Annotated in this window: 23 protein-coding genes; 14 read left to right on the top strand and 9 right to left on the bottom strand. The window is 36.5% G+C overall.

Features of this window, described 5'->3' with window-relative positions; translation table 11 throughout:
• Positions 1-184: 184 nt before the first annotated feature.
• Positions 185-352: a hypothetical protein gene (locus CR194_RS20265; protein WP_158282233.1), complete on the top strand. Its 168-nt coding sequence runs from the start codon at positions 185-187 to the stop codon at positions 350-352.
• A 389-nt stretch (positions 353-741) separates the two neighbouring features.
• Complete coding sequence (locus CR194_RS10135) at positions 742-1,233, top strand: TlpA family protein disulfide reductase (RefSeq protein WP_158282232.1); 492 nt, start codon at positions 742-744, stop codon at positions 1,231-1,233.
• Between the two features lie 295 nt (positions 1,234-1,528).
• Here CR194_RS10135 and CR194_RS10130 read toward each other — a convergent pair whose 3' ends face one another.
• Complete coding sequence (locus tag CR194_RS10130) at positions 1,529-2,527, bottom strand: sodium:calcium antiporter (protein ID WP_110609544.1); 999 nt, start codon at positions 2,525-2,527, stop codon at positions 1,529-1,531.
• A gap of 354 nt (positions 2,528-2,881) precedes the next feature.
• Positions 2,882-3,424 (bottom strand): HD domain-containing protein, encoded by a 543-nt coding sequence (locus CR194_RS10125; RefSeq protein WP_110609543.1) that lies wholly within the window; start codon positions 3,422-3,424, stop codon positions 2,882-2,884.
• A 320-nt stretch (positions 3,425-3,744) separates the two neighbouring features.
• On the opposite strand from CR194_RS10125, the gene CR194_RS10120 reads away from it, so the two are divergent.
• From CR194_RS10120 to CR194_RS10110, 3 genes are all read left to right on the top strand, one after another.
• A complete protein-coding gene (locus CR194_RS10120) occupies positions 3,745-5,097 on the top strand; it encodes a YheC/YheD family protein (protein WP_158282231.1) in 1,353 nt (450 codons plus the stop codon).
• Between the two features lie 181 nt (positions 5,098-5,278).
• A complete protein-coding gene (locus CR194_RS10115; RefSeq protein ID WP_233254346.1) occupies positions 5,279-6,451 on the top strand; it encodes a YheC/YheD family protein in 1,173 nt (390 codons plus the stop codon).
• A gap of 100 nt (positions 6,452-6,551) precedes the next feature.
• Entirely contained in the window at positions 6,552-7,610 is a 1,059-nt protein-coding gene (locus CR194_RS10110) for a YheC/YheD family protein (RefSeq protein WP_110609540.1), read from the top strand.
• Between the two features lie 55 nt (positions 7,611-7,665).
• Here CR194_RS10110 and CR194_RS10105 read toward each other — a convergent pair whose 3' ends face one another.
• On the bottom strand, positions 7,666-8,778 hold the full coding sequence (locus CR194_RS10105; protein WP_110609539.1) for a YheC/YheD family endospore coat-associated protein: 1,113 nt from the start codon (positions 8,776-8,778) through the stop codon (positions 7,666-7,668).
• Positions 8,779-8,932: 154 nt separating this feature from the next.
• Here CR194_RS10105 and CR194_RS10100 point away from each other — a divergent pair, with 154 nt between their 5' ends.
• A complete protein-coding gene (locus CR194_RS10100; protein WP_110609538.1) occupies positions 8,933-9,235 on the top strand; it encodes a hypothetical protein in 303 nt (100 codons plus the stop codon).
• Between the two features lie 97 nt (positions 9,236-9,332).
• Here the strand turns inward: CR194_RS10100 and CR194_RS10095 are convergent, their stop codons facing one another.
• From CR194_RS10095 to CR194_RS10080, 4 genes are all read right to left on the bottom strand, one after another.
• Positions 9,333-9,923, bottom strand: a complete 591-nt coding sequence (locus CR194_RS10095; RefSeq protein WP_233254309.1) for a hypothetical protein — start codon at positions 9,921-9,923, stop codon at positions 9,333-9,335.
• Positions 9,901-10,290, bottom strand: coding sequence for a hypothetical protein (locus CR194_RS10090; protein ID WP_199228159.1), 390 nt, complete (start codon positions 10,288-10,290; stop codon positions 9,901-9,903). Before CR194_RS10090 ends, CR194_RS10095 begins: the two co-directional genes overlap by 23 nt.
• A 411-nt stretch (positions 10,291-10,701) precedes the next feature.
• On the bottom strand, positions 10,702-11,415 hold the full coding sequence (locus CR194_RS10085; RefSeq protein ID WP_146035931.1) for a YheC/YheD family protein: 714 nt from the start codon (positions 11,413-11,415) through the stop codon (positions 10,702-10,704).
• 36 nt (positions 11,416-11,451) lie between these two features.
• Positions 11,452-13,089 carry a YheC/YheD family endospore coat-associated protein gene (locus tag CR194_RS10080; RefSeq protein WP_110609535.1) on the bottom strand — a complete coding sequence of 546 codons (1,638 nt, stop codon included), beginning with the start codon at positions 13,087-13,089 and terminating at the stop codon, positions 11,452-11,454.
• Positions 13,090-13,615: 526 nt separating this feature from the next.
• Here CR194_RS10080 and CR194_RS10075 point away from each other — a divergent pair.
• The 4 genes from CR194_RS10075 (at position 13,616) to spxA (ending at position 16,974) form a co-directional block, all read left to right on the top strand.
• Complete coding sequence (locus tag CR194_RS10075) at positions 13,616-14,842, top strand: putative glycoside hydrolase (protein WP_110609534.1); 1,227 nt, start codon at positions 13,616-13,618, stop codon at positions 14,840-14,842.
• 263 nt (positions 14,843-15,105) lie between these two features.
• Positions 15,106-15,672, top strand: coding sequence for a GNAT family N-acetyltransferase (locus CR194_RS10070; protein WP_110609533.1), 567 nt, complete (start codon positions 15,106-15,108; stop codon positions 15,670-15,672).
• Positions 15,673-15,752: 80 nt separating this feature from the next.
• Positions 15,753-15,881 (top strand): hypothetical protein, encoded by a 129-nt coding sequence (locus CR194_RS20710; RefSeq protein ID WP_269845710.1) that lies wholly within the window; start codon positions 15,753-15,755, stop codon positions 15,879-15,881.
• 691 nt (positions 15,882-16,572) lie between these two features.
• Positions 16,573-16,974 (top strand): transcriptional regulator SpxA, encoded by a 402-nt coding sequence (spxA, locus tag CR194_RS10065; protein WP_110609532.1) that lies wholly within the window; start codon positions 16,573-16,575, stop codon positions 16,972-16,974.
• A 35-nt stretch (positions 16,975-17,009) separates the two neighbouring features.
• Here spxA and CR194_RS10060 read toward each other — a convergent pair whose 3' ends face one another.
• Positions 17,010-17,702, bottom strand: coding sequence for a TerC family protein (locus tag CR194_RS10060; protein ID WP_110609531.1), 693 nt, complete (start codon positions 17,700-17,702; stop codon positions 17,010-17,012).
• 358 nt (positions 17,703-18,060) lie between these two features.
• Here CR194_RS10060 and mecA point away from each other — a divergent pair, with 358 nt between their 5' ends.
• The 4 genes from mecA to pepF all read left to right on the top strand — a co-directional run bounded on the left by mecA (position 18,061) and on the right by pepF (position 23,574).
• Positions 18,061-18,717, top strand: coding sequence for an adaptor protein MecA (gene mecA / locus CR194_RS10055; protein WP_110609530.1), 657 nt, complete (start codon positions 18,061-18,063; stop codon positions 18,715-18,717).
• 102 nt (positions 18,718-18,819) lie between these two features.
• Positions 18,820-20,331, top strand: coding sequence for a cardiolipin synthase (gene cls, locus CR194_RS10050; protein ID WP_110609529.1), 1,512 nt, complete (start codon positions 18,820-18,822; stop codon positions 20,329-20,331).
• Positions 20,331-21,626 (top strand): competence protein CoiA, encoded by a 1,296-nt coding sequence (locus CR194_RS10045; protein WP_233254308.1) that lies wholly within the window; start codon positions 20,331-20,333, stop codon positions 21,624-21,626. The genes cls and CR194_RS10045 overlap by 1 nt, the downstream gene beginning before the upstream one ends.
• A gap of 136 nt (positions 21,627-21,762) precedes the next feature.
• Positions 21,763-23,574: an oligoendopeptidase F gene (gene pepF / locus CR194_RS10040; RefSeq protein ID WP_110609527.1), complete on the top strand. Its 1,812-nt coding sequence runs from the start codon at positions 21,763-21,765 to the stop codon at positions 23,572-23,574.
• A 236-nt stretch (positions 23,575-23,810) separates the two neighbouring features.
• On the opposite strand, the gene CR194_RS20410 is transcribed toward pepF, so the two are convergent.
• Positions 23,811-23,978 (bottom strand): hypothetical protein, encoded by a 168-nt coding sequence (locus tag CR194_RS20410; protein WP_199228158.1) that lies wholly within the window; start codon positions 23,976-23,978, stop codon positions 23,811-23,813.
• Positions 23,979-24,121: the final 143 nt, after the last annotated feature.

Raw genomic sequence — 24,121 nt, 5'->3', positions numbered from 1 at the left:
CAAAATTAAATTACACATTAATACAAAGTTTAGTATTCCATTATCTAGGGCACAGCTTTATATATTATATAAGAGGAGTGTTTTGATGGAATGGTATTATTGGTTGCTCATTATCCTCTTCATTTTAACAGTTACTTACCGTGTGAGAAGTAAAATGAAGAGATACGGTGGGAAGGAGTAGTTTATGAACAAGAACGTTCTTATGTACATATTTGTTTACCCGCTCTTCGCCCTCCTCCTAGCTCTCGGCTTGCCTTATTTGTTCGGAGGTAATTTTTATATTTCGACGCTAACGGGCCCTATTGCCGTGTTTATTTTTGGCATCTTAAAGGTGAAAGACAATAAAGCTTAGGCTGGAAAAATTATGGTTGGAAAACAATTCTAATGGGTAAAAAACGCTTGAAATCAAGCGTTTTTTTAATTTCTTATTACGCTTTCGTAGAATAAGTTTTAACATGGAGCTCTATGTTGAATTTACTCCATTGAAGCTCTAATTCTACTCCACAGATTGACCCTTTACCGAAACAGCCCTTATAGTTGGAATTCATCACTTTCTTGTAGTATTCAACTTCAAAAACAGAACCTTCATTATAAAAACAATTAATATAAAAAATAATCTAACTTGTACTTTGTCCTCGCCTTATTTCATAAGTTATGAAAAGAGGAGGGACGTGGATTATGATAAGAAGATTGAAATGGACACTTCTACTTTTTGCTCTTGTAATAGGAGGAGTCTTCTATATGTATTCATCTAACGAATGGATCGTGGTTGAGAAAGCCATGTCAACGCCTGAGGAAGAGTCCAGTAAAATTATGGATGGGCTGGAGCAAGTGAAGGTGTTTACGATCGATGAGCAGGAAATCAGTCTAAGCGAACTACATGGCGAAAGAAGATTTGTTTTTTTCTTTACGTCTTGGTGTCAAGTTTGCGCAGAACAGTGGAATGAAGTGAAAATAGCTCAGAAAGAATTAGAGAATGAGGGTGTGGACATCTTGGCAATAAACTTAACTCAAGAAGAGAGGAATGGAGAAGATGTGAGGGATTATATTGAGCAGGTTGACGCAGAAGGTATCGATGTGGTATTGGACACGAATGGTGATGCTCAAAAACAATTCCGTGTCTTTGGAATTCCCACGAGTTTTATGGTTAGTGAGCAAGGTGAAATCGAGGGACGGACAGATGGGCTTGTGTCAGCAGAAAAAATCATTGAAAAGATAAAAAGTGGCAGGTGAGATCTGCCACTTCGAAGCTAATAAAATGACTGTCAAACTGGCTAAAAAGGGTGACAGGATTACAAAGCAGCTTGAATGGACTACAAGTGACGTCAAACGGACTACAAAGACCGTCAAACCAGTTACAAGCTTCCTCGAACTAGCCACAATAATGTATACGGACTACAAGTGTCGTCAAACGGACTACAAGAACTGTCATATCAGCTACAAGCTCCCTCAAACTGGATACAAAACGGTATGCGACTTACAAAACAGCTAGAGCAGATTCGATCGATACCAAACACTTCCATTCACCTTAACCAAGATGAAAAATCATGTAGCTGCAAACAAGGTAAAATGCGATGACTACAGTGGATGGAACAGGGTAAAGCTTCGATCTAAATCGTTCTGTTTGTGATAGAATCATAACGCCAATGACTAAACAATTTAACAATAGTACCGCTGAGACAGATATAAGCGTGACAGGATGAACGACAGACAAGATCGGTCCACTTCTGAAAAAAAGATCGGACAAAGCAAGAATCATTAAATTAAATAAGTTACTTCCAACAATATTTCCAACGGCTAGTTGATAGTTGGCTAATTGAATAGCAACGATTACGGTAACGGCTTCAGGGAGAGAAGTGGCTCCTGCTATAAGGAACGTTCCTACAAAACTAGAACCTAAACCAGATGAGATAGCAATAGCATCTCCAGTGATCGTCAACATAGAACCGGCAATAAAAATAATTAAGGAAGCTAAACCAAATCCGATTTTCGCTCTTTTCAAAGAAATGGCTCTCGTATGATAAGCCGGTTCTGAAGTAGCCGCTACTTCTTCTGACATTTCCAATGAAGGTTTTTGTAAAAGTAGCTTCATACTAACTAAGTAAAAAATAACGAGAAGATACATTTCTAATCCAATGTTCATAAAATGATATCCACTAGGGGAGAGGATGGCGATAAAGACGATTCCCGTTAATCCAAAACTTATGAATCCTGTTTTTATATGATCAAGCCCCACATGAACGAAGATTCTTTTGCGTCGGTAATAAATATCCATAGCAGCTAAGATAAATAGATTAAAAAGATTACTTCCTAACACATTGCTTACTGCAATATCAGGATTGTTCACAACGATCGCAGTTAAACTTGTGGTCACTTCAGGAAGAGATGTAGCCCCGGCTAGTAAAAGAGTTCCTACCATCATTCCCCCTAAAGAGGATCTTTCGGCAATAACGTCTGCATAGGTTGAGAGTTTAATAGCTGCTAAAACGGTAACAACCGCTGCGATCACAAAGATTAGATACATCATTTCAATGGCCCCTTTTTTTTAGGGAAATAGGGTTTCTCGAAAAATATTATAGCGAGAACTTTCCATTTCCAGTCTAATTTTAACTCAATAAAGAAGTGAAGCTTCAAAAAAGACAAAAAAACAGACCTCTTTATGAAATAGCCCCTCGTCCATGACGTGAGGTTGTTTCATAAAAAGGTCTTGCGTACTTTGGGATACCCACAAAGCTTCATGAACCGAGCATCTTATAAAGACGCTGTCGTGACGATTCAAGAACCAGATTGGTCGCTACTCCCCTTTTTATTTGGAAATCTGTTCATTTAGTAGATACTAAGAATGTAGCATGAACGGTTTGAAATAGCAATAAAAAATAATCTAGGAAGCAGATTGATCTTTAGGTGTTTGTTTGTTTAAAAAAGTGACGACTTTATCGTCCAGCTTTTTAATCATTTCTGCCGCTTTTTCATCAGTGATGTTCCTATAGTGGTGAGCGCCACCTGGCTCTTCGTCTGCTTCATCTGCTAACGCGACGACTCTTTGCAAAGGCTCACGTTGTATCCCTCGCTCAGGCAAGTAGGAATCAGTGTGTAACAAGATCGCAAGAGAAATTTCTTTGGCGGACACAGGATTTTCATCCAGTCGAATCAAGAGTTTATGAGCTCGCTCAGCCCCTTTAATGGCATGGATATCGTTCTCTTTATATAAATTATAATCCCATTGGCCATTGCGGTACCATGTATAGTGTCCAATATCATGTAAGAAAGCTGCTTTCACAGCTAAATCTGGATTCACATCAAAATCTTTAGCAATATGAAAGGCGTGATAGGCAGCGGAGATCGCATGGGCCAAACCGGCTCGTTTGACATATTTTTGGGCGATGGGATGTTCATGGATTTCAGTTAATGTCACACGTTTCATTTCGTATCTCCTCCTTGTATTAATAGTGCAGGGCATATGAAATTAAATCATTTTATCTATTCATGAGTCTTTTCTGAAAAAAATATATTGTCGTATATTATATCTTGCCATACATATAAAGTCAAAAGAAAAACGACCGTTCTTATGGTTGAGGTATCATAAGGAAAATAAATGTGAGGTTCTCAGTCTTCTGGAAGGAAAAGATAATCGTGTGTTGATTCCTTTTTTTGGTCTAATAAATCAAACTTCTGTTTCTTTCATCCATTCCGTTCATTCTGTTTTTTCATATGATAATAAAAAAACAGAAGCAGGAGGTTTCTATGATTAATGTGAAATGGATCACCATGAATGATCACACAGATATTTGTTTTCCAGAAAGTTTTAAGAAAACATATTCCATGACTAGGAAGAGGGTTAAATTCAAGTTTGGCACCTGGATAAGAACACTGAATGTAACTTACAAGAAGGATCTTCCAGTAGATGTTATAGCATTATCTGATAGGTTGCAAGATGACTTGTTTATACCGGAAGATCTACTTTTTGAAATGAAATTAACAAAGAATACCATGCAAATCGGGCCAATGATTTTATGGATTGCAGCTGCGACTCATGAGAGGCTCGATCAAAGATTAGTCAATCTAGAAAAACGTATAAATAATTTTGTGAAAGTAAGAGGGATGATCTGCGTGTGTGCAGAAGAGGGGATCAATATAGAAAATAAAAAAATTGAGGGCTATTATTATAGACCAGATGATGAGTTAGAAGGATCTAAGTGGGTTAAAGCTGTCTTTCACTATCCTGGTGGTATTTTCAAAAGAGTGCCACTATCCAAAAAAGTAAATGACCATTTGAATGAAACAACAAAAGGCAAAATGTTTAATTCCTATTTTTTTAATAAATGGGAAATGTGGAAATGGCTTTCGAAAGATAAGAATTTGGTAAAGCATCTTCCATACACTGAAAAATTGATGAACGTCGATCAAATTTCAAGAATGCTTGAAGCGTATCCATCTGTTTATATAAAGCCCAGTAAAGGTTCAGAAGGTAAAAGAATAATGAAGCTGGAGAAACAAAATCATCCATTCAATATTTTAAAAAGAACAAAACCAGTTATTTCAATTAAAGATGATACAAATAATGAAGAGAATTTACAACATATAGAAAACCACCCTTTAGTACAAAAGAGTCTAAATAGTTCGAGACAATACCTTATCCAACAAGGGGTACCGACAAAGTATAAATCAAGCCAAGTTGATTTTAGGATATACATGTTGAAAAACTCAAATTTTAAATGGGAATCAATGGGGATCACTGCCCGTGTATCAGAAAAAAACAGTATCATTACTAACTTGCGAAGGCTTGCATACTGGCAGAATGGGAGAGAGGCGTTGAAATCAATATACGGACTTAAAGAAGAAGAAGCTGTTATCCTGGAAAGAAAGGTTGTTAAAATTTGTAAAAGAGCTTGCAGAATAGCAGACGAAAAAGGAAATTATGGTGATTTTGCTATAGATTTTGTAATTGATAAAGACTTACACATGTGGATTTTGGAAATGAATTTGCGGCAGGTATATCCGGTAGAAGATCCGGCTTTTGAACCTAAAGTTAAAAGTACCCCCTTCTCATATGCAATGAGTCTAGATGGTTTCCCGGAGAACCTTTCTGTTAATTGAATAAACCATTTAAAGGTCCCTTGCATATAGTACATGCTGGGGGCCATTTTATTTCAAAAAACCGGGGCAAATTGCTTAATCTTAGACAAAATTTTAAAAAAGAGGGTTAGAGCCGTTACTAGTACATCCATGATTAATACACTAACAATAAATCAGGTGAGAAAGGATGACAAGTGTGAACATGGAGGATAAAGAGTATTTCGGTGTATTAATCTCAAGCAGAGCATGGAGAGCGGCCATAGCTAAAAATGAGCCTCATTACAGATTAAAGAAATTAGCCGAAGCGAATCAGGAAGTGGACTTTAATATGTATCTGTTTCCTGTGAAAAATGTTGATTTAAAAGCACAAACTATCAAAGCTTTGTATTTTGATCCTTCAGATAAAACGTGGAAAATAGCTGTATTTCCATATCCTGATATTTTATATCGACGGGGAGGCGCTTCTCGAAAATTCAAAGACCACTACAAGAAGTTTCTCAAGCAATGCGAAGAAAGAAATACTGTTATTCTAAATCCGTCTCCTATAGAGAATTGGCAAGTTTATGATTATTTTACGACGAAAGAAAGCCTAACCTCAAATTTAGTTGAAACTAATTTGTATGAAGGGAAAGAAGATTTGTTTTATATGATTAAAAAGTACGGTTCTGTGAATTTAATGGAAGCGGCAGGAAGTAATAAAAAGCGGGTGACAAGAGCAGACGCCAATAGGGGAAATCGCTATACGTTTTATTATTTTAATCCCAATAAACAGAAGGTGGAGTCTCGTAATAATTTAAAACTGAGAGAATTAAATAGAGCAATAATGGATTTTTATAAAGGAAGCGAATTTATGGTTCAAGAAGGAATAGATTTTTTGAAACTTAATGGAAGACAGGTAGATTTACGGGCTGAGTTGCAAAAAACTTCCGATGGTACCATAAATATTAGTGGAATCAGCGCCAGGTTGAGTAGAGATAAATCCCCAATTACCATTCAAACAGATGCATTTCCAATAGATGAATTGTTTGAATTGTTAAAGATATCACCGGCTGGAAAACAATCATTAATGCAACAAATTAATGAATTTTTAATAAGCGTCTACAAAAATACAGAGGAACAGTATGGTGAATTTGCAGAGCTTGGAATCGACTTTGCTTTAACCAAAGATTTGCAAATTAAATTTATTAAATGTAAATCGCAGAGTGCAAAAGGGTCTTTTGCTAAAGCATTTGGTAAAGAGAAATTACATCCTGTCATGGTAAATATTCTTTCATATTCGCAAGAAATGTTAAAAGGAAAAAGAGAAGGAGAGAATCTGACATTTTGGCAGAAGTTTTCGAGCTGGTTTAAAGGTAATTCTAATAATCTCACATAAAGGCAGCAAGAATTTGGGGTTATGAGAAAGGGTTAAATGAGAGGTCTTTAGTGCACCAGCTACATTACAAAATGATTAAAAAAGAAGGGGGGAGTTACTGATGATCGGAATTATTTTGTCACCAAGCATTATAAATCAAACAAAAAAAGCTGAGCCAAGTTTAATCATAACGTTTTATGAGGAACTATCAAAGCAACATAATATAGATGTTTGTTTTTACAGTGTAGACCGTTTATCTATGCAAGACCAAACAGTAAAAGCTATCGTTTATAACTTTAAGACGGGCGAAAGAAGTCAGAGGAAAATTCCAGTTCCTAAGGTAAACCTCTATCGCGGGTATTCATATTTAAAAAAACAGGAAAGCATAAAGAAAATAGACTATTTTACTGAGAAGCATGACACTGTATTTTTTAATATTATGACCAATAAAGCTAGGGGAAAGTTCGGTATTTATAACAATTTAGAGTCTGTGAAGGATTTGAAAGTTTTACTGCCGGAAACAGCCACTTTGTCTTTTTCAAAAATGATGACTATGTTAGATCGTTACGGAAAACTTTACATTAAACCAAAACGAAGTTCAAAAGGAAAGAACATTTACGTTTTACAGGAATTAAATGAGGGCTATTCAATGTCACATGTTAATCATGCAAAGGAAACAGTTGTGGAAATATCAAAAGGAAAACTGCGGAACTATTTTAATTCTCAGTTTGCTTCCTCTAGTAAATTTATCGTTCAAGAAGCAATCGACAGCAAGACGTACAAAGGGAATAAATTTGATTTTAGAGTATTTACCCAAAAAAACAAATCCGGCAAATGGCAAATAACAGGAATGTACTGCAGAATGGCAGATAAATGTAAAAGTGTGTCAAACCGTGATCAAGGAGGAGTCCTTAAATTTAATTTAAAAAAGCTGATCGATGATCAAACAAAAAAGCAAATTAAAAAAACGTGTATAGAAATTGCTGAGGCTTTGGAAGCAACATACCCTCAACTCGTCGACTTAGGTCTAGATGTGGCAGTGGATCAGCATGAAAAAATATGGTTAATAGAAGCTAATTTTAGGCCTTACAGAAGTAGAATTGACAGTCGTCATTACAGGGTCCTTTTTGAACATGCGAAATGGTATTATCAAAAGCGACTGGATAAGCAAATCATTTAAATGTTCCTGCTCTAATAGCACCTCAATAAAGTCGCTGAGATAGGAACAAGTGACATCATGTTTGGTTATGCAGATATTTACCGTATTCCAACGGGTTTAAAAAGGCTTGTTTAATCGTTTGTTTATCATAGGCTTTCATTAAAGACACTTTAGCTGACTGGGAATTAGTTTCGATATACCACAGGCGCCATTGATGGTCCAAGGCAAAGTCAATACCTAGCTCCCCAGTCGGCCCATAGTTTTTTTCAACACATTCATATACATCTCTCACAAAGGAGATCACCTTGTTTTTCAAAACGTTTGTCTCTTCAGAAGATAAATTCATATAAGTATTAAAAAAGTAATCAAAGGTATAGCTGTCAGCATGGGTAGTGATGGGCGAATTTTTACGTGCGAGTCGGACAGGCACTCCGACAATCGTAAGCTTACCATTCCCGTCTCTTTGAATCTCTGCCCGGAGATCATAAAACGATCCATTCATTTTTAATAAATCAATAGCTTGTTGAATAATAATCTCTTTTAGACCGAAAAATCGTGTTAAATAGTTATACATGCTATTAACGCACCTTGCTGTACGAACGTGTACACGGTCCTTAAAATAACTGTATTTAAATGCGCCATTTGGTTGTTTAGCAATTCTGATTATATTCTCTCCCCGTCTTCCTCTAGAAGCTTTTACGTATAATACATCATGATTTTCCAGCATTACTTTAAGATCGTCAATAGAACTCAGTAGCCTTGTTTCGGGCAGGTATTGTCGTAAGGCTTGGCATTTTATTAATTGATTATATAGCTCCCATTTACTAAAACCAGACTGATAATTGATATAACGGACTTCAAGCTCATTAAGCTGGTGTTTGAAGGCTTCATATTTTTTTGATTTATACTTAGTATCATCGCTCCGTTTATAAAGAACAGAAGGGTAAGGATACAGGTTGACTTCCCATTTATTCGTGTCATGGTCATAGATTATGCCATAGATGACTCTTTTGTTAATGTCAATATGTTTCAAAGAGAAAAAATAAAGACAAGTTTCAGCCGTTAGATTCGCTTTTGCCAATGCCAGTAACCTGCGATGAGGTCTTTGTTTTAACAAATTATGTGATTGTGCAGCTGATATGAGCACACCTATAAGAGGGGCATGATTTCCAGATTCAGCATTTACCATCCTAATACACCTCCACTAAACCAAATGGTTACGAAATAATCGATGAATAAGCGGGTCAGGCCAAAATTTCAGAATACGGGATATTCGCCTATGCAAAATACTTCCAGAGCCATATGTTATAATTGACTCTATTTTTGAAAGGGGATTTTACTCGATGGGAATGCCTGAAATACCTGATTTTTCTCCGCATATTAATATTGATCGTAAGGATGCTATCAATCTTTTATTAACATCTATTGCACTTGAAGAATTGTCCTTAGCGCATATTATGAACGCTGAAGGTGAAAAGCTTCAAAAGGTGATTAATGACGGAGACAGTACGTTTGACGACCTTATGGAAGCTAACAGCAGTGTTGAAAGAATGCTAAGAAATGTTATTAAAAAAGAAATGCTCCTACAGTTCAAGCTAGAAGATGTGATTGAACTAATTGACGAAAAGGATCATGATGAGGTCTGAAGAGCCCACATCAGATAAACCGAAAATGATTTAAAAGACCGCCGTAAAGCATGAAAAGGTTCCTGTTTCCTTTTCATGCTCTGTCTGCGGCAAAGCATCATCTCTGTGTGTCTGTTCTCCTTTTATATGATCCCTTGGCTATATTTAATAATGGCGGTGATGGTTCAGGATACATCTCTTCTTCAAAATAAACGTTAAGCATGTTTTTCTTTAGTTTATAATAGTGAAGAAATTCTTCGAGCTGCTCTTTCATTATATAAATGTCTTTAAACCAAGCATAATGAGTAATAATTGATTTAATGTTGCTTTCCAGACAGGCTTTTACAGCTTCCTGATGCTGTATACTATTCTGATGAAAAACACTGAATTGAGGCTGTTGAAGAATATCCTCTCTTGAAATAGTGTACAGTATTACAGTTTTTTTCTTCATAAGAATTTCTTGAAGTTCAATTAAATAACTGAAAAAAGATCTTAAACAGCAAGCCGTTTTAAAAAGACTGGTTTCATAGTCTTGATCCTGGTCAGAATGAATCACATATGAAGCTTCAATCATTTTTTCCGAAAGCCGGAAATACTGGATAACAGATGATTCCAATTGATCAATTGCCTTCAGGATAAACGTTTTCGATTCACAAAGATGCTGATCAGGTGGCATAATCATCACATTAAGCCTGTTTACATTCGTCACACTTGCAGCCCGGCGGACAAAGAGGCGGACATTTTTTCCTATGTGGTTTATCTTTATGATCTTTTTTCTTACATACCTTTTCATCTGTAATCTGCAGCGTTGTCTCCAACTTCCTCAGCAAAAGAAATTCCTTCATGACGATTGAACTCAATGTACTGTTTACAGAATTGTTAAAAGAAATTAATTTAACGTAGTCTGCTTTGTGATCTTCATGAAATTTACATAAAAAAGATTGGATTTTTTCAGCTTCTGCATTAAGTAGATGCGATAAAGCTACTTCCTCAAGGGCAATAGACTCCAGCAAATCAATAATTACTTTATCCAGATCAGGTCTGTGCGGTTGTTTCGGTACAATAGGCATACTCATTATATATTCACCTCCACGGTATCTTATGGGCGCTTACACAAAAATGTGCAAATCTCAGGTGAATTTTTTTGGTATTGCTCATGGACTCGATTCTTAACTTGGTAAGCATAATCGGTAACGGGGAAATGATTTGGTTACCACTTGAGTCCCACAAGAATGGTCAAACATGGTTCGAGCCGCCAAGTAAGAGTGGTAAGTGGGGGGTAGTTTAAACAAAAAATAAGTAAATGTCGTCAAAACATATAGACTCACAGTGTTCCCACAGGAACCTATATGTTTTGACGACACAAATATTGTTTGAAAAATCTCCAAGTATGTTCGAATTTTCTGCGGTTATTTACCTTTCTTCCATTCTCTTTAAAGTTTCAAAAATCTAGACTGAAGTATTAATATCCGTACAAACAAATGAATTTAGTTAGCCTTTTTTCCTTTATAAGCCATGATTTTATTATATTGGCTTTTATCTTCAAGGCTCTTAAATCCACCTAAAAGCGGCCAGCGGTTTAGTTCAAAAATGAACATTTTCCCTTGTTTTTGCACCCCAATATCGACTCCAAATATTTTTTGGTCAGGAAATGAACGCCCTAATGTTTTGGAGGCCTCCAAAGCCAAATCTTTAATTTCTTTTTCCATATTCTCCTTTATACCATGTGCAATATCAGAATGTTTTAACGCTTCCTCAAAAGGAATAGCAGTTCCATGGCGCCTCCGGTTAGTGATCTTGTAGCCTATTTCTCCTTTTCTTGCAAGAATTCCGGTTATAGTCCAAGGTTTATTTACTGATTTCCGCTGAACAATTACTCTGAAATCAAATCGTCTATCATCTATTTCTGACAGTTCAATCTCTTGCTGAATAATAAATTCTCTCTCACCGAACTGGCACTCAAGAAAATTTTGGACCCCTTGTATAGTGCGGAATGAATAGTTATTATTGTCAATTGTGATTTCATATCCTGATGCAGCGTCTTTGACGAAATAAATACTGTCTCCTTGTTTTCCATTGTTTGGTTTAATGACAACAGATTTATATTTAAGTAGCATTCGTCTCAAGTGGTATTTATGCCACATTTTGGTTACAGGCAAATATGGTAGTAAATTTTTGTTTTTCTTCAATGCTAAATACATGTGATATTTATTTCTGCCCCATAGTCTCAATCCTAATCACCCTCTCTTTTCGAAGTCCGAAGACAATTTGAACCATCTGGAGAACTTGTTCCAATAATAAAAAGAATCATCGTTTGCAAACTCCCAAATATTCTGCTTATCTTCATCCATTTTCAAAGGCTCATTTAGTTGAATTCTCTCTTTAGGTTTCGTTTTGCCATCAGCTTTCTTTCTTTCTGCAGCAACATGTTTGAGTAGAGCTGATTTAGACAAATTGTTCGTTGGAACGGAATTAATTAATATTCCTTGTTTATCTGAGGAAGTTGGTTTTTTCTTCTTCACTCGTTTTTGCTTAGAGGGTGACTCTTTTTTATTTTTACTCAGTTTTTCGGCAGGAAGTGTTCCTGAGTTAACGTTATTTTTTTCAGCGAATTGAATTGTGGTATCAGATGTTTTTTCTAATGACATTATCTGTTCTTCAGACGATTTCGTTGGCTTTATTAAATCTTTGGATTCTTCTTCAGAGCGTCTTTCTGAATTCACTGAATCGCTTGAATTGGTTTGAATGGAAGAAGAGAATTCTTCATAATTCTCATCAAGCAGGTACTTGGCGTAAGACAGGATGTTCACCAGTACATGATTTAACGTTTTCTCACCGTACGCTTTAATAAGTGAAACCTTTGCACTCTGGGAGTTACATTCTATAAATTTAATTTGTAAGTTCCGAGTTAAAGCAAAATCTATACCTATTTCTGCAAATTTCCCATATTTTTTTTCTGTTTCTTCATAGACCGTTATGAGGAAGTCTCTGATTCCTTCAGTTAGTCCTTCTTTCGTAATGGAAGGCAGGTTAAGCAATTCAAAAAGCTTAGGTAAAGGGAAGGCTTCAGAATGAATGGTAATAGGCGAATTTTTAATACTCATTCTGGCGCATATGCCACTTATTTCAATATTTCCTTCTGCATTTCTTTGAAGCTCTGCTCTTAAATCAAGTCGCCTGTCATTTAACTTTATTAAGTCAATAGCTTCTTGAACCATAAATTTTTTTCCGTAATAAAAATGATTCAGAAAAGGGACCATCTCCTCAACTGACTCATAATAGCTGTTATGAACACTGTTATTATTATGATCGAAATACTTGCAGGCATATTTGTTGTCAAAGTGTGTTTCTACTCTTACAACCTGTTGACCTTTTCGTCCCGTTACTCCTTTAAGGTAAACTGTCTTATACTTATCCAGCATATATTCCAAATCTCTAGGCTCTTTGTACAAAAAAGTTTCTAATAAAAACGGTTTTAATCGTGAAACACTGTTGAAATAATTATAAATTTCCCAGTTTCCCAAAGTGGTTGGGTTTAGAAAAAATGTCTGTCTTTTCTCACATTGGCTCAGAAAGATGTGATAATCATTGCGAAACTTTTTAGATGGACCACCACGACGATACAGAACATCGGGGTAGGGGAATAAGTTGACTTTCCATGATTCATCTGTGAAATCATAGTAATAACCAATAATTGATTGAGTTTTTATATCAATTTGCTTAATGGAGAAGAAAAAGAGATTGAGATTGATTGCTTTATTAGCTTCTGCTAATTGTTTTAATCTGTAATGCGCCTTCCCTTTAGTAATGGCTCTCCAAGCTCTATTTGATATCAAAACCCCCAGATGATTTTGTCTAATTTTCTGAGAGGTCAAGAAGTCTCACCCTTTCTTGTCTAATTTACTTATAGTGTATTAATAAAGGTGAGCACAGTAACGGCTGTACACCCGATTTTTAAATTATAAGTTAAAATAATGCGGGTATCATGGGAGATGATGTAGAACCAGGTTCAGATGTGGAAAAGTAAACTTGATTTTAAGAAAAGGGGAGGTTCTCATTTTATTCTATAAACCGGATAAAGCTTATGCATATTTAAATGGCGTTGGAAGAATGTGAGGCAGCACTACGTTCTTCTTTTTCAATGCTTTTAAATTAATGGAACGCTAATGAAAAATTGTTGAAAATAAAAACAAATGAAGATTCCTCAAAAAAATCCATTGGTAATGAGGACAATTCAATGTATAATTTATCAAGTAGAGATATTTAATAGCAGTTAGACGAATTTAATAAAGTTACATTCGAGTAATTTTAAAATGTAGTCATACATAATTTGTCATGATAGCAGTCATATTGTTATTAGTTCGTTAAGAATTTTATATTGATAAAAGGCAGGGAAGGTAAATGGGGAAAAAAAGTTTTTATAGTGTAGGTATTATGGCAGCCGCATTAACGGTATGGCTAGCGCCCGGTCAAGTTCATGGAGAAAATGAGGCGAAACAGGTTGCTTTTCATTCTGAAAAGCAAACCGTACTTGAAGAACGGGAATGGCCTGAGAGAGTGGCTCGTTATCGCTTTGATTCTGGCTACACCTTTGAGTATCCAGATGCAGTAAGAGGAGTATTTGTTACAGGACATTCTGCTGGGGGATCCAGATTCAATGATTTGTTGGATTTATTGGATACAACGGCGTTAAATTCGATGGTTATTGATATTAAAGATGATGATGGCTACTTAACATACAGGCCTGATGAAGACGATCCTTACTATGATATTTCGCAAAGTATGATTGGTGATCCTGAAGAAATGATGCGAACACTTGAAGAAAATGAAATTTATCCAATTGCACGTATCGTTGTTTTTAAAGATACATTATTAGCGGAAAATCAACCTGAATTATCATTTTTAGAAAATGGTGAGGTATGGAAGAACCGAAGAGGCGAAGCGTTTGTGAATCCATTCTTGGAAGAAGTGTGGGACTATAATATTGACATCGCCATCAAAGCAGCAGAAATGGGTTTTCAAGAAATTCAGTTTGACTATGTTCGTTTCCCTGAAGGATTTGAAAACAGGGATGATATTTTAGAATATGATGGCGGCGATTTTACTGATAATCCTGAAGAGAATGTGCAACGTCGAGTGACGGCCGTGACTGAGTTTGTTGCGCATGCTAGAGAAAGATTAGAGCCATATGATGTGGATGTTTCCGTAGACATATTTGGTTATGCCGCAACAATCTCAGAAGCGCCAGGCATTGGACAGAATTTCTCGCAAATCTCTGAAAACGTAGATGTCATCTCATCGATGATTTATCCAAGTCATTGGACACCTTATTTCGGTTTAGATAAGCCGGACCTATACCCTTATGAATTGGTAGATGAGTATTCAAAGGTAGAAAATGAAGTGTTAGGTGCTTTGGATGATCCGCCAGTTTCAAGACCGTGGCTTCAAGACTTCACAGCTTCTTACTTAGGTTCAGGAAACTATTTGAACTACGGTAAAGAGGAAGTGGAAGCACAAATTCAAGCGCTATATGACAACGACATCCATGAGTTTTTGTTATGGAATGCCGGTAACCGTTATACAGAAGATGTAGACTACATGTTGGATTTAGAATTAGATAACGAATAAAGTGACAGTCACCGCGTCAGAAATGATGCGGTGAATTTTTTTCATTTTGGAAGAAATGAAGAGGAAGATTAACCTTGTCTGTGAATTCATGTAATTCCAGAGTGTAATCGAAGGTTGTTTACTCAGAACCGTTGAAAATCAACTTTATGAAAATTAAAAAAAAGCGTATAATATAGGTAAGAATAGGTGAAACGTAGATTTAAAGATACAAAAATAGGGTATAGAAGATGTTGAACAGATGAATTTAAATGGAGGTCACTACTATGAATTGGTATGAGAAGTTAAGCCAATATTTTCCTGTGGAAGAAATGAAATCTAAAGAACATATGGAACTTCTCTTGAAAGATAAAGGGAGCGTCTATAAGAAAGACGATAGTCCGTTACATGTATTAATGTATGTTGAAATGGAAGATTTTACATTTATTGATTATTTATTTGTTTCTAAAAAAGCAAGAGGTCAAGGATTAGGAAAAAAATTACTAAATAAATTAAAGGAAAAAGAAAAACCGATTATTCTTGAAGTAGAACCTGTTGATTATGACGATACGGATACTGAGAAAAGACAGCGGTTTTACAGAAGAGAAGGGTTCAAGCATGCAAAGTCGATCGGCTATAGCAGACGTTCCCTTGATACTGGTAAAGTAAATGAGATGGAAATTCTCTATTGGTCACCTACAGATGAGTCAGAAGAAAGCATTTATCAAAAGATGTGTCACACGTATGAAAATATTCATACGTATAAAGATGAAGAGTTATATGGAGAATCATACGACACAGTTGAAAAAGTATTAACCTATGAGGAAGTGGCCAAGAAAGAACCCACTTCTTAACTCTTCTTTCCGTCTGGCTTTTCGCTAGGCTTTGCATATATGTCTATACCTTGTCAAAACATGAAAGGAGTGTGTTTTGTATGGGAAATAGGACTAGAAAGAAAACAAAGAAAAAAGTTTTGTTAAAAGACTTGTTAAAGCGAAAATGGGATGAAGTAAATAAAATTCCCAAGAAACAGCCCGTTTCTCAATGTAAATGGACAGCCTGACGGAATGGAAGCCAGCTCTCTGAGGAACATATTGAGAGCTGGTTTTTTTTGAGGTTTAGCGTATGGATTTTTGAGTTGTAGATAAGTTTCCAGCAGTTCATTTATATCTTTTCGGAGGAAGAAAGACAAACAAGCCACGTCATTCTGAGGTTTGTCCCGAACCAAGCAGAAAAGAGACAAACAAACCACGTGGATCCGGGGTTTATCACTTTTCCTACATATGTAGTACTTTATTAACTAAACAAAACGGAATGCTTTAATTCTAATTGATAATATATATTTTTAATTGAAAATGTGATATTGTAAACATAGTATATATTTACTTGAGGTGTTTAAGTTGTTAAGTTCTCGTTGAAAGAGGTTCCTATTCTTAATTGAACAGAGGCCATTATCAATGAAACGGAACATTAGTGAGAATAGACCCCTGAGAGCCCTGATTTAGAAGTGAAATGAAATTTTTATTAAAACTTTGGATTAAATATCATTTAAAGGTTTAATTATTGTGAAAACGGGAATTACCTTCAGTGTTACCATTTGTTTTGTACAACTTGCATAACTATTTTATAACTTTTTCATAATAGACTATTCAAATTAAATTATCTATAGTATAATAATTATTGTAAAGTGGTTAGTGTTTAAACAATGAAACACGAATAGATAACGATTAATTTTTGAAGGGAGAGATTTTGTCATGGTTACATTATTTACATCTCCGAGCTGTACGTCATGTCGAAAAGCAAAAGCATGGTTAGAGGAACATGAAATTCCTTTTGTTGAAAGAAACCTTTTTTCAGACCCTCTATCCGTAGAAGAAGTAAAGCAAGTGATTCGAATGACCGAAGATGGAACAGATGAAATTATTTCGACTCGTTCTAAAGTATTTCAAGAGTTAGACGTGGAATTGGATGCAATGCCTCTTCAAAAGCTTTTTCAATTGATCAGTGATCATCCAGGATTATTAAGAAGACCGATTATTTTAGATGAGAAGCGTATTCAAGTGGGGTATAACGAAGCGGAAATTCGTCGTTTCTTACCAAGAAAAGTACGTACTTTCCAACTACAAGAAGCAACAAAGCGATTAGTGAATGAATAATACGAACACCTTCCGTGGCGAAACGGAAGGTTTCTTTATTTCTTCTTACCTACTTGAAAGAATACCCATTCAAATCCTTTGATTTTGTTGTTTAACCAAGCGATCGTTAAACTAATAACGATTAATGCCGGGATGAAATAACTTACAGGGAAGAGATGATCTTGGAAAAACATAACAATATCCTGTTCATGGAGAATCATTTTTCCAGCTGTGTAAAGTAAAATGGCAGCTCCTATATAAATGATCAATGGAAATTTGTTCATTAAATACAAGATAATTTTGCTACCCCAGATGATAATAGGGACTGAAATGATCAGCCCTGCTAACACAAGGGTTGCGTTCCCATCAGCCGCTCCTGCTACAGCTATTACGTTATCAAAGCCCATAACCACATCTGCTAACACGATTGTTTTGATTGCCTCACTTACTTTTGTATGCGTCGTTAAAGAAGTATGATCTTCGGAACTTTTTAATAGTCTAAAAGCAATCCACACGAGAAACAATCCGCCGATCGGCATTAAATAGGGAACAGCTAATAGTTGCACAGCAATCACTGTTAAGGTTCCCCTTGCGACGACAGCGAACAAGATGCCAAGAAAGATCGCTTTATTTCTTAAGTGATCTGGTAAATTCCTGCAAGCTAAAGCGACTACAATGGCATTGTCACCGCCTAATACTATATCAATTCCGATAATTGTGAGAAGTGTCCACAATAGTTCTGAGCTCAATAGGATATCCCCCTTGGAAGAGCAAAAAAATATAATTGAAGCAAACGTTATGAAGAAATGGGCTTTTTTATATCCCTAATTTAAGAAAAGGCGGACCGCTTTCATTAGGACAAAGGGTCTTGTACACTATATACATTTAGTTGGTGATTCAGAACAAAAATGGAGCAGGAAAAGGAAAATTGGTTATTTTATAAAAAAAATCAAGCAAATATATTTCATTTCCGCACCGGATCCCGTAGAATAGGGTTAAGTTTAAATGATTGATCTGCAACAATTAAGGGAATAGATTTTACTAAAGAGATAATAAATATAGTGAATACAGTGAAAATGATTTTATCTCTCGAAAGGGTGAGAGCAAATGGAAATCGAAAGAATAAATGAAACGACAATTAAATTCTATATTACGTATCACGATATTGAGCGTCGGGGTTTTGATAAAGAAGAAATCTGGTATAACCGTGAACGTGGTGAGGAATTATTCTTTGAAATGATGAATGAAGTCAATGATGAAGACACGTTTGAAATGAACGGTCCTTTATGGGTGCAAGTACATGCTCTCGATAAAGGTTTAGAAGTGATCGTTACTAGAGGGCAGATGAACGACGGAAGTGTGAAGCTTGAAATCCCCGTTGGGGATGACAAAGAAGAATCTCCTGTTGATAAATCCATTGTTGACATGTTAGATCAGCAATTTGTCCAAGATCAAGACAACGAGCTAGTGAAAGATCAATCTCTTAGTGTTGTCATCGGATTTAGAGACTTTGAGGAACTTATTTCTCTCAGTCATAGCTTTACAGAGGACATTGATACAAGTTTGTATCATTTTGAGAATGTGTACTATGTTTTTGTTACGCTGGACGAATCTTACACAGACGAAGAACAAGATAATATGCTAAGTCGTATGCTTGAGTTTGGTTATGAGTCTGATGTCACGATTCATCGAATCCGTGAGTACGGCAAAACCATTCAAGAAAACAATGCCCTTCAAGTGATGAGAGAAAATTTCGCTCGTTAGAAAAACCGATCCTAGAATCGGTTTTTCTTTTTTTTACCTATTCATTCAAGTAAGATAAGGATAAAAGGATATTCATTGAAATTGTGGTGAGGAGAACTACATATGTTAAAGAGACTTCAAGTCCTGTTGTTTTTAATCATAGTTAGCGCTTTATTATTTCTATCTAGTGATTTATGGGAAAGTTGGATTGTAGGCGGATTTAGTATTATTGTCTCCCTATCTGCTTTTTTCGTTGCTGTAGTGATCTTTTTAGAAAACCGCCATCCTGCCAAAACGTTGACGTGGCTCGTTGTCCTCGGCACGTTACCCGTCGTTGGATTTTTCTTTTATTTATTATTCGGTCAAAACCTTCGCAAGAAAAAGTCGTTTATTGAAAAGGCCATTATGGATGAGCAAGCCCTATACCAGATCGAAGGAACGAAAGCGCTAGATCAATCGAAGCTGAATGCTATGAATCCCGATCAAAAGAAATTGTTCAGACTGGCTCATAAGTTAGCAAACAATCCTGTGTCGTTTCAAAGCGAAACAAAAGTGTTAACGGATGGCAGAGAAACGTTTACAAGTATAAAAGAAGCTTTAAAACGAGCGATAGATCACATCCACATGGAATACTATATCGTCAGGGATGATGAGATCGGTCAGGAAATAAAAAACATTCTCATTGATAAAGCACGTAGTGGTGTAAAGGTGAGGTTTCTATACGATGCGGTGGGCTGTTGGAAGCTTAGTAAGAGCTATATTAAAGATCTAAATGAAGCGGGCGTGACGGCTGTACCTTTTTCTCCTGTTCGATTTCCGATTGTGACTCATAAAATGAATTATCGTAACCACCGTAAAATCATCGTTGTCGATTCCCACTATGCTTTTATCGGTGGGCTGAATATTGGCGATGAGTATATGGGGAAAAATAAATATTTTGGTCATTGGCGTGACACACATCTCCTCGTTAAAGGGGAAGCCGTTCGTAGTTTGCAATTGATATTTTTACGAGACTGGTATTATACGACAGGTGAAACGGCGTTAACACAGCACTATTTGTCCCCCTCTCTTCCAACGAAACAGGTGGAAGGGGGCGTACAAATGATATCAAGTGGGCCGGATACGCGATGGGAAGTGTTAAAGAAGCTATTCTTTACGATGATCACTTCAGCGAAAAGGTCTATTTGGATTGCCTCTCCTTATTTTATTCCCGATGAAGATATTTTAAGTGCTTTAAGAATTGCGGCCTTAAGCGGAGTAGACGTCAGGCTGCTCGTACCAAACAGACCAGACAAAAAGATCGTTTTCTATGCTTCTAGATCGTATTTTCCAGAGCTGTTAGAGGCTGGAGTGAAAGTGTATGAGTATCATCGAGGCTTTATGCATAGCAAATTGATTATCGTTGATCAAGAAATGGCTTCAATAGGAACAGCGAACATGGATATGAGAAGTTTTCATTTGAACTTTGAAGCGAACGCCTTTTTATATCAGACGAGAAGTGTGGAAACGCTAGTTAGTGATTATATTTATGATATGGAGCATTCGACGATAATCCAATACGACTCTTTTAAAAAGCGGCCTTTAGTCCAGAAAGTGATTGAATCTACTTCGAGGCTACTATCCCCGATGTTATGATGAAACCAACTATTGAACATACGTTCCCTTTTCGGTATGATAGACGAAAAGAGGTGATGATCGTGTACAGGGCAGACCGAAGTGATGGAGAGACCATATCCTTGTATGACTTGAAGGCGTGCAAGGATGAATTAGACGACATGAGAAAACATTATCAGTTTTTTTGCCCCGCTTGTTCTGATAAGGTGATTTTAAAACTGGGAAATCGGCAAGCGTGGCATTTCGCTCACCAGCCTGACTCACCGTGTGTGTGGGCTAAAACGGGCGAGACATTGGAACATGGGGAAGGGAAGCAAGCAATCTTTAACTGGCTAAAATCATTTCAATTAAAACCGAAAATAGAACAGTATTTACCTGAATTGAAACGTAGGCCTGACATCTTTGTAAGGCTGAATGACCAGCCGGTCGTCATTGAGATTCAACGATCTCATATTCAACCTGAACTATTTTATAAACGTCATTTCACATATGTTGACGCAGGTTACGTACCTGTGTGGATCGGACTGCAACCGTCTTGTGAACATTGGAAATTATCGATAAAATCCTTATCCCAATTGGACTCATTTCTTATTAGGCCAACTCCGGTACCGCACGCAATTTACTTTGTTCCAAAAGCTTCTCACTGGGTTCTTTATTCAAGATTTCATTATTTGCAACCACGGAAAACGTTGCTACAAATCACACATCCCCCTTTAATGACCTCACCACAAACCTTATTACTGAATCCTTCATCTTTATTAATCCAAGACGAAAAGCTCAAAAAAGAACAGTTGACGAGTTTATTCAAACATTGGAAAAAGCAAACGATCACTAAACGTTCTAAATTATTTTTAAACTTAACAGTCACAGAAAGAAAGCTTCTCCCTCTTGTTCAACGGTATCAAATCAATCTTAATTATTTTCCCGCTATATGCCATCTTCCGTTAAGAAACCTCTATTTAATAGATACACCTCCGCAGTTGTGGCAAACATGGGTAGTCATAGCGATCATAAATGACACGCCATTGAATGAAAAGCTCAATTTATCTTCCATCACAGAGACATTCCATCATTATAGCCATTATTTTCACTTTACTTTACGCCCATCTACAGAGCACCCTAAAAAAATCATTCGAACGTTATTAGAGGAATATTTTCAGCTTCTTTGTTTCTTTAATGTACTGGTTCGAGTATTTCCAGGAGTATATAAAGTGATTCATCATGTTACATTAAACAAGACGCTGACAACTTTATATAACGATGATTTATACGTTATGGACAAATTGATCAAGTATCTAGACATGCAAAATAAATAATCAAATAAAGGGATTTATTCACTTTGATAGAATTGTATGTAAAGGTGCTTATTATTTGAATCACTTCTATGAAGTGGATTAAACTACTAAGTGAGAATAAAAAGTGAAGAAAAAGAATTTAATGGAGGTGCCATGTATGGCAACAAGCACGAAATTACCGAAAAGAGATGAAATTCCTAAAGAAAAAACGTGGGATTTGGAAGATATCTTTCCGACAGATCAAGAATGGGAGCAGGAATTCAAAGAAATCAAAGACATGCTTCCTAAGATCAAGGAGTTCCAGGGGACGTTAGGAGAATCGGGAAACCATTTATACGAGGCACTTCAATATCAAGATGAAATATCGAAAAAGCTAGGTAAATTATATACATATGCGCATATGCGCTACGATCAAGATACGACGAATTCTTATTATCAAGGGTTAAATGATCGGGCGAGTCAGCTATTATCCCAAGTAACCCAGGCTGCATCGTTTATGACTCCTGAGCTTTTAGCCATTCCAGAAGATAAATTGCGCCAATTTATCGATGAAACTTCAGAATTAAAGCTGTACGAACATGCCCTTGAGAAATTAAATAAGAAACGTCCTCATGTTTTAAGTGAGAAAGAAGAATCTCTACTTGCTCAGGCAGGCGAAGTAACTGATGCTCCATCTACCACCTTTGGCATGTTGAACAACGCGGACATGAAATTTCCTTCAATCAACGACGAGGATGGAAACGAAGTGGAAATTACTCACGGTCGACTCCTGAAATTCCTTCAGAGTGATGACCGTCGCGTAAGAGAGGACGCCTTTAAAGCTGTTTATGAAACGTATGGTAAGTATAAAAATACATTTGCCAGCACCTTAAGTGGGAATGTGAAGAAGAATATTTTCAAGGCAAACGTACGAAACTATCAATCGGCAAGAGAAGCAGCACTAAGCAGTAATCACATTCCAGAAGTGGTATATGATCAGTTGGTTTCTACTGTGAACGAGAATTTACATTTACTTCACCGCTATGTAGACATTCGAAAACGAGCGTTAGAAGTAGATGAGCTTCATATGTATGATCTCTATACTCCAATCGTAAAAGATGTAGATATGGAAGTGAGCTATGAAGAAGCAAAAAGTCTCATGGTTAAAGGATTGGAACCGTTAGGAGAAGAGTATACATCGATCGTTGAAGAAGGATTGACTAAACGCTGGGTAGATGTTGAAGAAAATGTCGGAAAAAGAAGCGGAGCATATTCCTCCGGTGCTTATGGAACAATGCCATACGTTTTAATGAATTGGCAAGATAACGTAAACAATTTATTCACTCTCGCCCATGAATTTGGTCATTCTGTTCATAGTTACTATACAAGGAAGCATCAGCCATACCCATATGCCAACTATTCGATCTTTGTAGCGGAGGTAGCTTCAACGACGAATGAGGCTCTTTTAAATAACTATTTATTGCAAAAGGAAACGGATAAACAGCGCAGGTTGTATTTGCTCAATAACTTCTTAGAAGGATTCCGTGGGACAGTCTTCAGACAGACGATGTTCGCTGAATTTGAAAAACTGATTCATGAAAAAGCAGCAGAGGGTGAACCATTAACACCAGATACGCTAAATGAAACGTATTATGAATTAAACAAAAAATATTTTGGTGATAATATTGTCATCGATGAAGAGATTGCATTGGAATGGGCGCGTATTCCTCATTTCTATATGAATTTCTACGTTTATCAATATGCCACAGGTTACAGTGCGGCGACGGCGTTATCTCAACAGATCCTTCAAGAAGGAGAGCCAGCAGTAGAGAGGTTCGTTGACTTTTTAAAGGCAGGTAATTCCGATTTACCGATTGAAGTATTAAAGAAAGCCGGCGTAGATATGACGTCAGCAGAGCCGATTAAACAAGCCTTATCGGTGTTCGAAGAAACGTTAGATGAATTAGAAGACTTACTGTTTGATAATTAATCATAGAGAACAAGCCTCTTTTAACGAAGAGGCTTTTTTCTGTGTGACCAGGGGTGTGACCAGGGGGACGGTTATTGCGGTTGAGATTCGCAGCACCTACGTAGCATGACGCATTGGATCAGGATGAAAACGAGAGAAATCAAAAGAAAAATAGAATGGCTAAATTATAGAGGGGGCCCCAAAAGGTTTTACTTTTGGGATACCCTATTTCTCTATAGGATTCGTTAATATTAGCCCTAGAATCCTTTAAAACGATGGCGATTGTTGAATGCATGGACGGTTATATAAATTGAAAGAAATAAGCTAGGAAAAGATAACCAAATTGGAAATAAATTCATTAAACTCATGACACTAAAATAAAAACTGGTGATGATTAAAAGACAGCCCACCCAAAACCATTTCATCACGAATCCCTCCTAATAAAGTAGCGCTGTTGTTGATAGTTATGACTTTTCCATACTATTTATCGCAGTGACACTTTCTGTCCACGTTTTATTTTTGGATAGATTACCATTTTAATTCCGCACCATAATGAATAAAAAATGTC

Origin of the sequence: Salipaludibacillus keqinensis, from assembly GCF_003226325.1 — a bacterium.
Classification (GTDB): Bacteria; Bacillota; Bacilli; order Bacillales; family Salisediminibacteriaceae; genus Salipaludibacillus; species Salipaludibacillus keqinensis.
Note: the sequence above shows the minus strand (reverse complement) of the source record. Positions and strands in the feature narration are given on the sequence as shown.

Bases quoted from the DNA above. Each gene is read 5' to 3' on its own strand.
- CR194_RS20265 (WP_158282233.1), top strand. From the start codon at position 185: ATGAACAAGAACGTTCTTATGTACATATTTGTTTACCCGCTCTTCGCC.
- CR194_RS10135 (WP_158282232.1), top strand. From the start codon at position 742: ATGTATTCATCTAACGAATGGATCGTGGTTGAGAAAGCCATGTCAACG.
- CR194_RS10130 (WP_110609544.1), bottom strand. From the start codon at position 2,527: ATGATGTATCTAATCTTTGTGATCGCAGCGGTTGTTACCGTTTTAGCA.
- CR194_RS10125 (WP_110609543.1), bottom strand. From the start codon at position 3,424: ATGAAACGTGTGACATTAACTGAAATCCATGAACATCCCATCGCCCAA.
- CR194_RS10120 (WP_158282231.1), top strand. From the start codon at position 3,745: ATGATTAATGTGAAATGGATCACCATGAATGATCACACAGATATTTGT.
- CR194_RS10115 (WP_233254346.1), top strand. From the start codon at position 5,279: ATGGAGGATAAAGAGTATTTCGGTGTATTAATCTCAAGCAGAGCATGG.
- CR194_RS10110 (WP_110609540.1), top strand. From the start codon at position 6,552: ATGATCGGAATTATTTTGTCACCAAGCATTATAAATCAAACAAAAAAA.
- CR194_RS10105 (WP_110609539.1), bottom strand. From the start codon at position 8,778: ATGGTAAATGCTGAATCTGGAAATCATGCCCCTCTTATAGGTGTGCTC.
- CR194_RS10100 (WP_110609538.1), top strand. From the start codon at position 8,933: ATGGGAATGCCTGAAATACCTGATTTTTCTCCGCATATTAATATTGAT.
- CR194_RS10090 (WP_199228159.1), bottom strand. From the start codon at position 10,290: ATGAGTATGCCTATTGTACCGAAACAACCGCACAGACCTGATCTGGAT.
- CR194_RS10085 (WP_146035931.1), bottom strand. From the start codon at position 11,415: ATGTATTTAGCATTGAAGAAAAACAAAAATTTACTACCATATTTGCCT.
- CR194_RS10075 (WP_110609534.1), top strand. From the start codon at position 13,616: ATGGGGAAAAAAAGTTTTTATAGTGTAGGTATTATGGCAGCCGCATTA.
- CR194_RS10070 (WP_110609533.1), top strand. From the start codon at position 15,106: ATGAATTGGTATGAGAAGTTAAGCCAATATTTTCCTGTGGAAGAAATG.
- CR194_RS20710 (WP_269845710.1), top strand. From the start codon at position 15,753: ATGGGAAATAGGACTAGAAAGAAAACAAAGAAAAAAGTTTTGTTAAAA.
- spxA (WP_110609532.1), top strand. From the start codon at position 16,573: ATGGTTACATTATTTACATCTCCGAGCTGTACGTCATGTCGAAAAGCA.
- mecA (WP_110609530.1), top strand. From the start codon at position 18,061: ATGGAAATCGAAAGAATAAATGAAACGACAATTAAATTCTATATTACG.
- cls (WP_110609529.1), top strand. From the start codon at position 18,820: ATGTTAAAGAGACTTCAAGTCCTGTTGTTTTTAATCATAGTTAGCGCT.
- CR194_RS10045 (WP_233254308.1), top strand. From the start codon at position 20,331: ATGAAACCAACTATTGAACATACGTTCCCTTTTCGGTATGATAGACGA.
- pepF (WP_110609527.1), top strand. From the start codon at position 21,763: ATGGCAACAAGCACGAAATTACCGAAAAGAGATGAAATTCCTAAAGAA.
- CR194_RS20410 (WP_199228158.1), bottom strand. From the start codon at position 23,978: ATGAAATGGTTTTGGGTGGGCTGTCTTTTAATCATCACCAGTTTTTAT.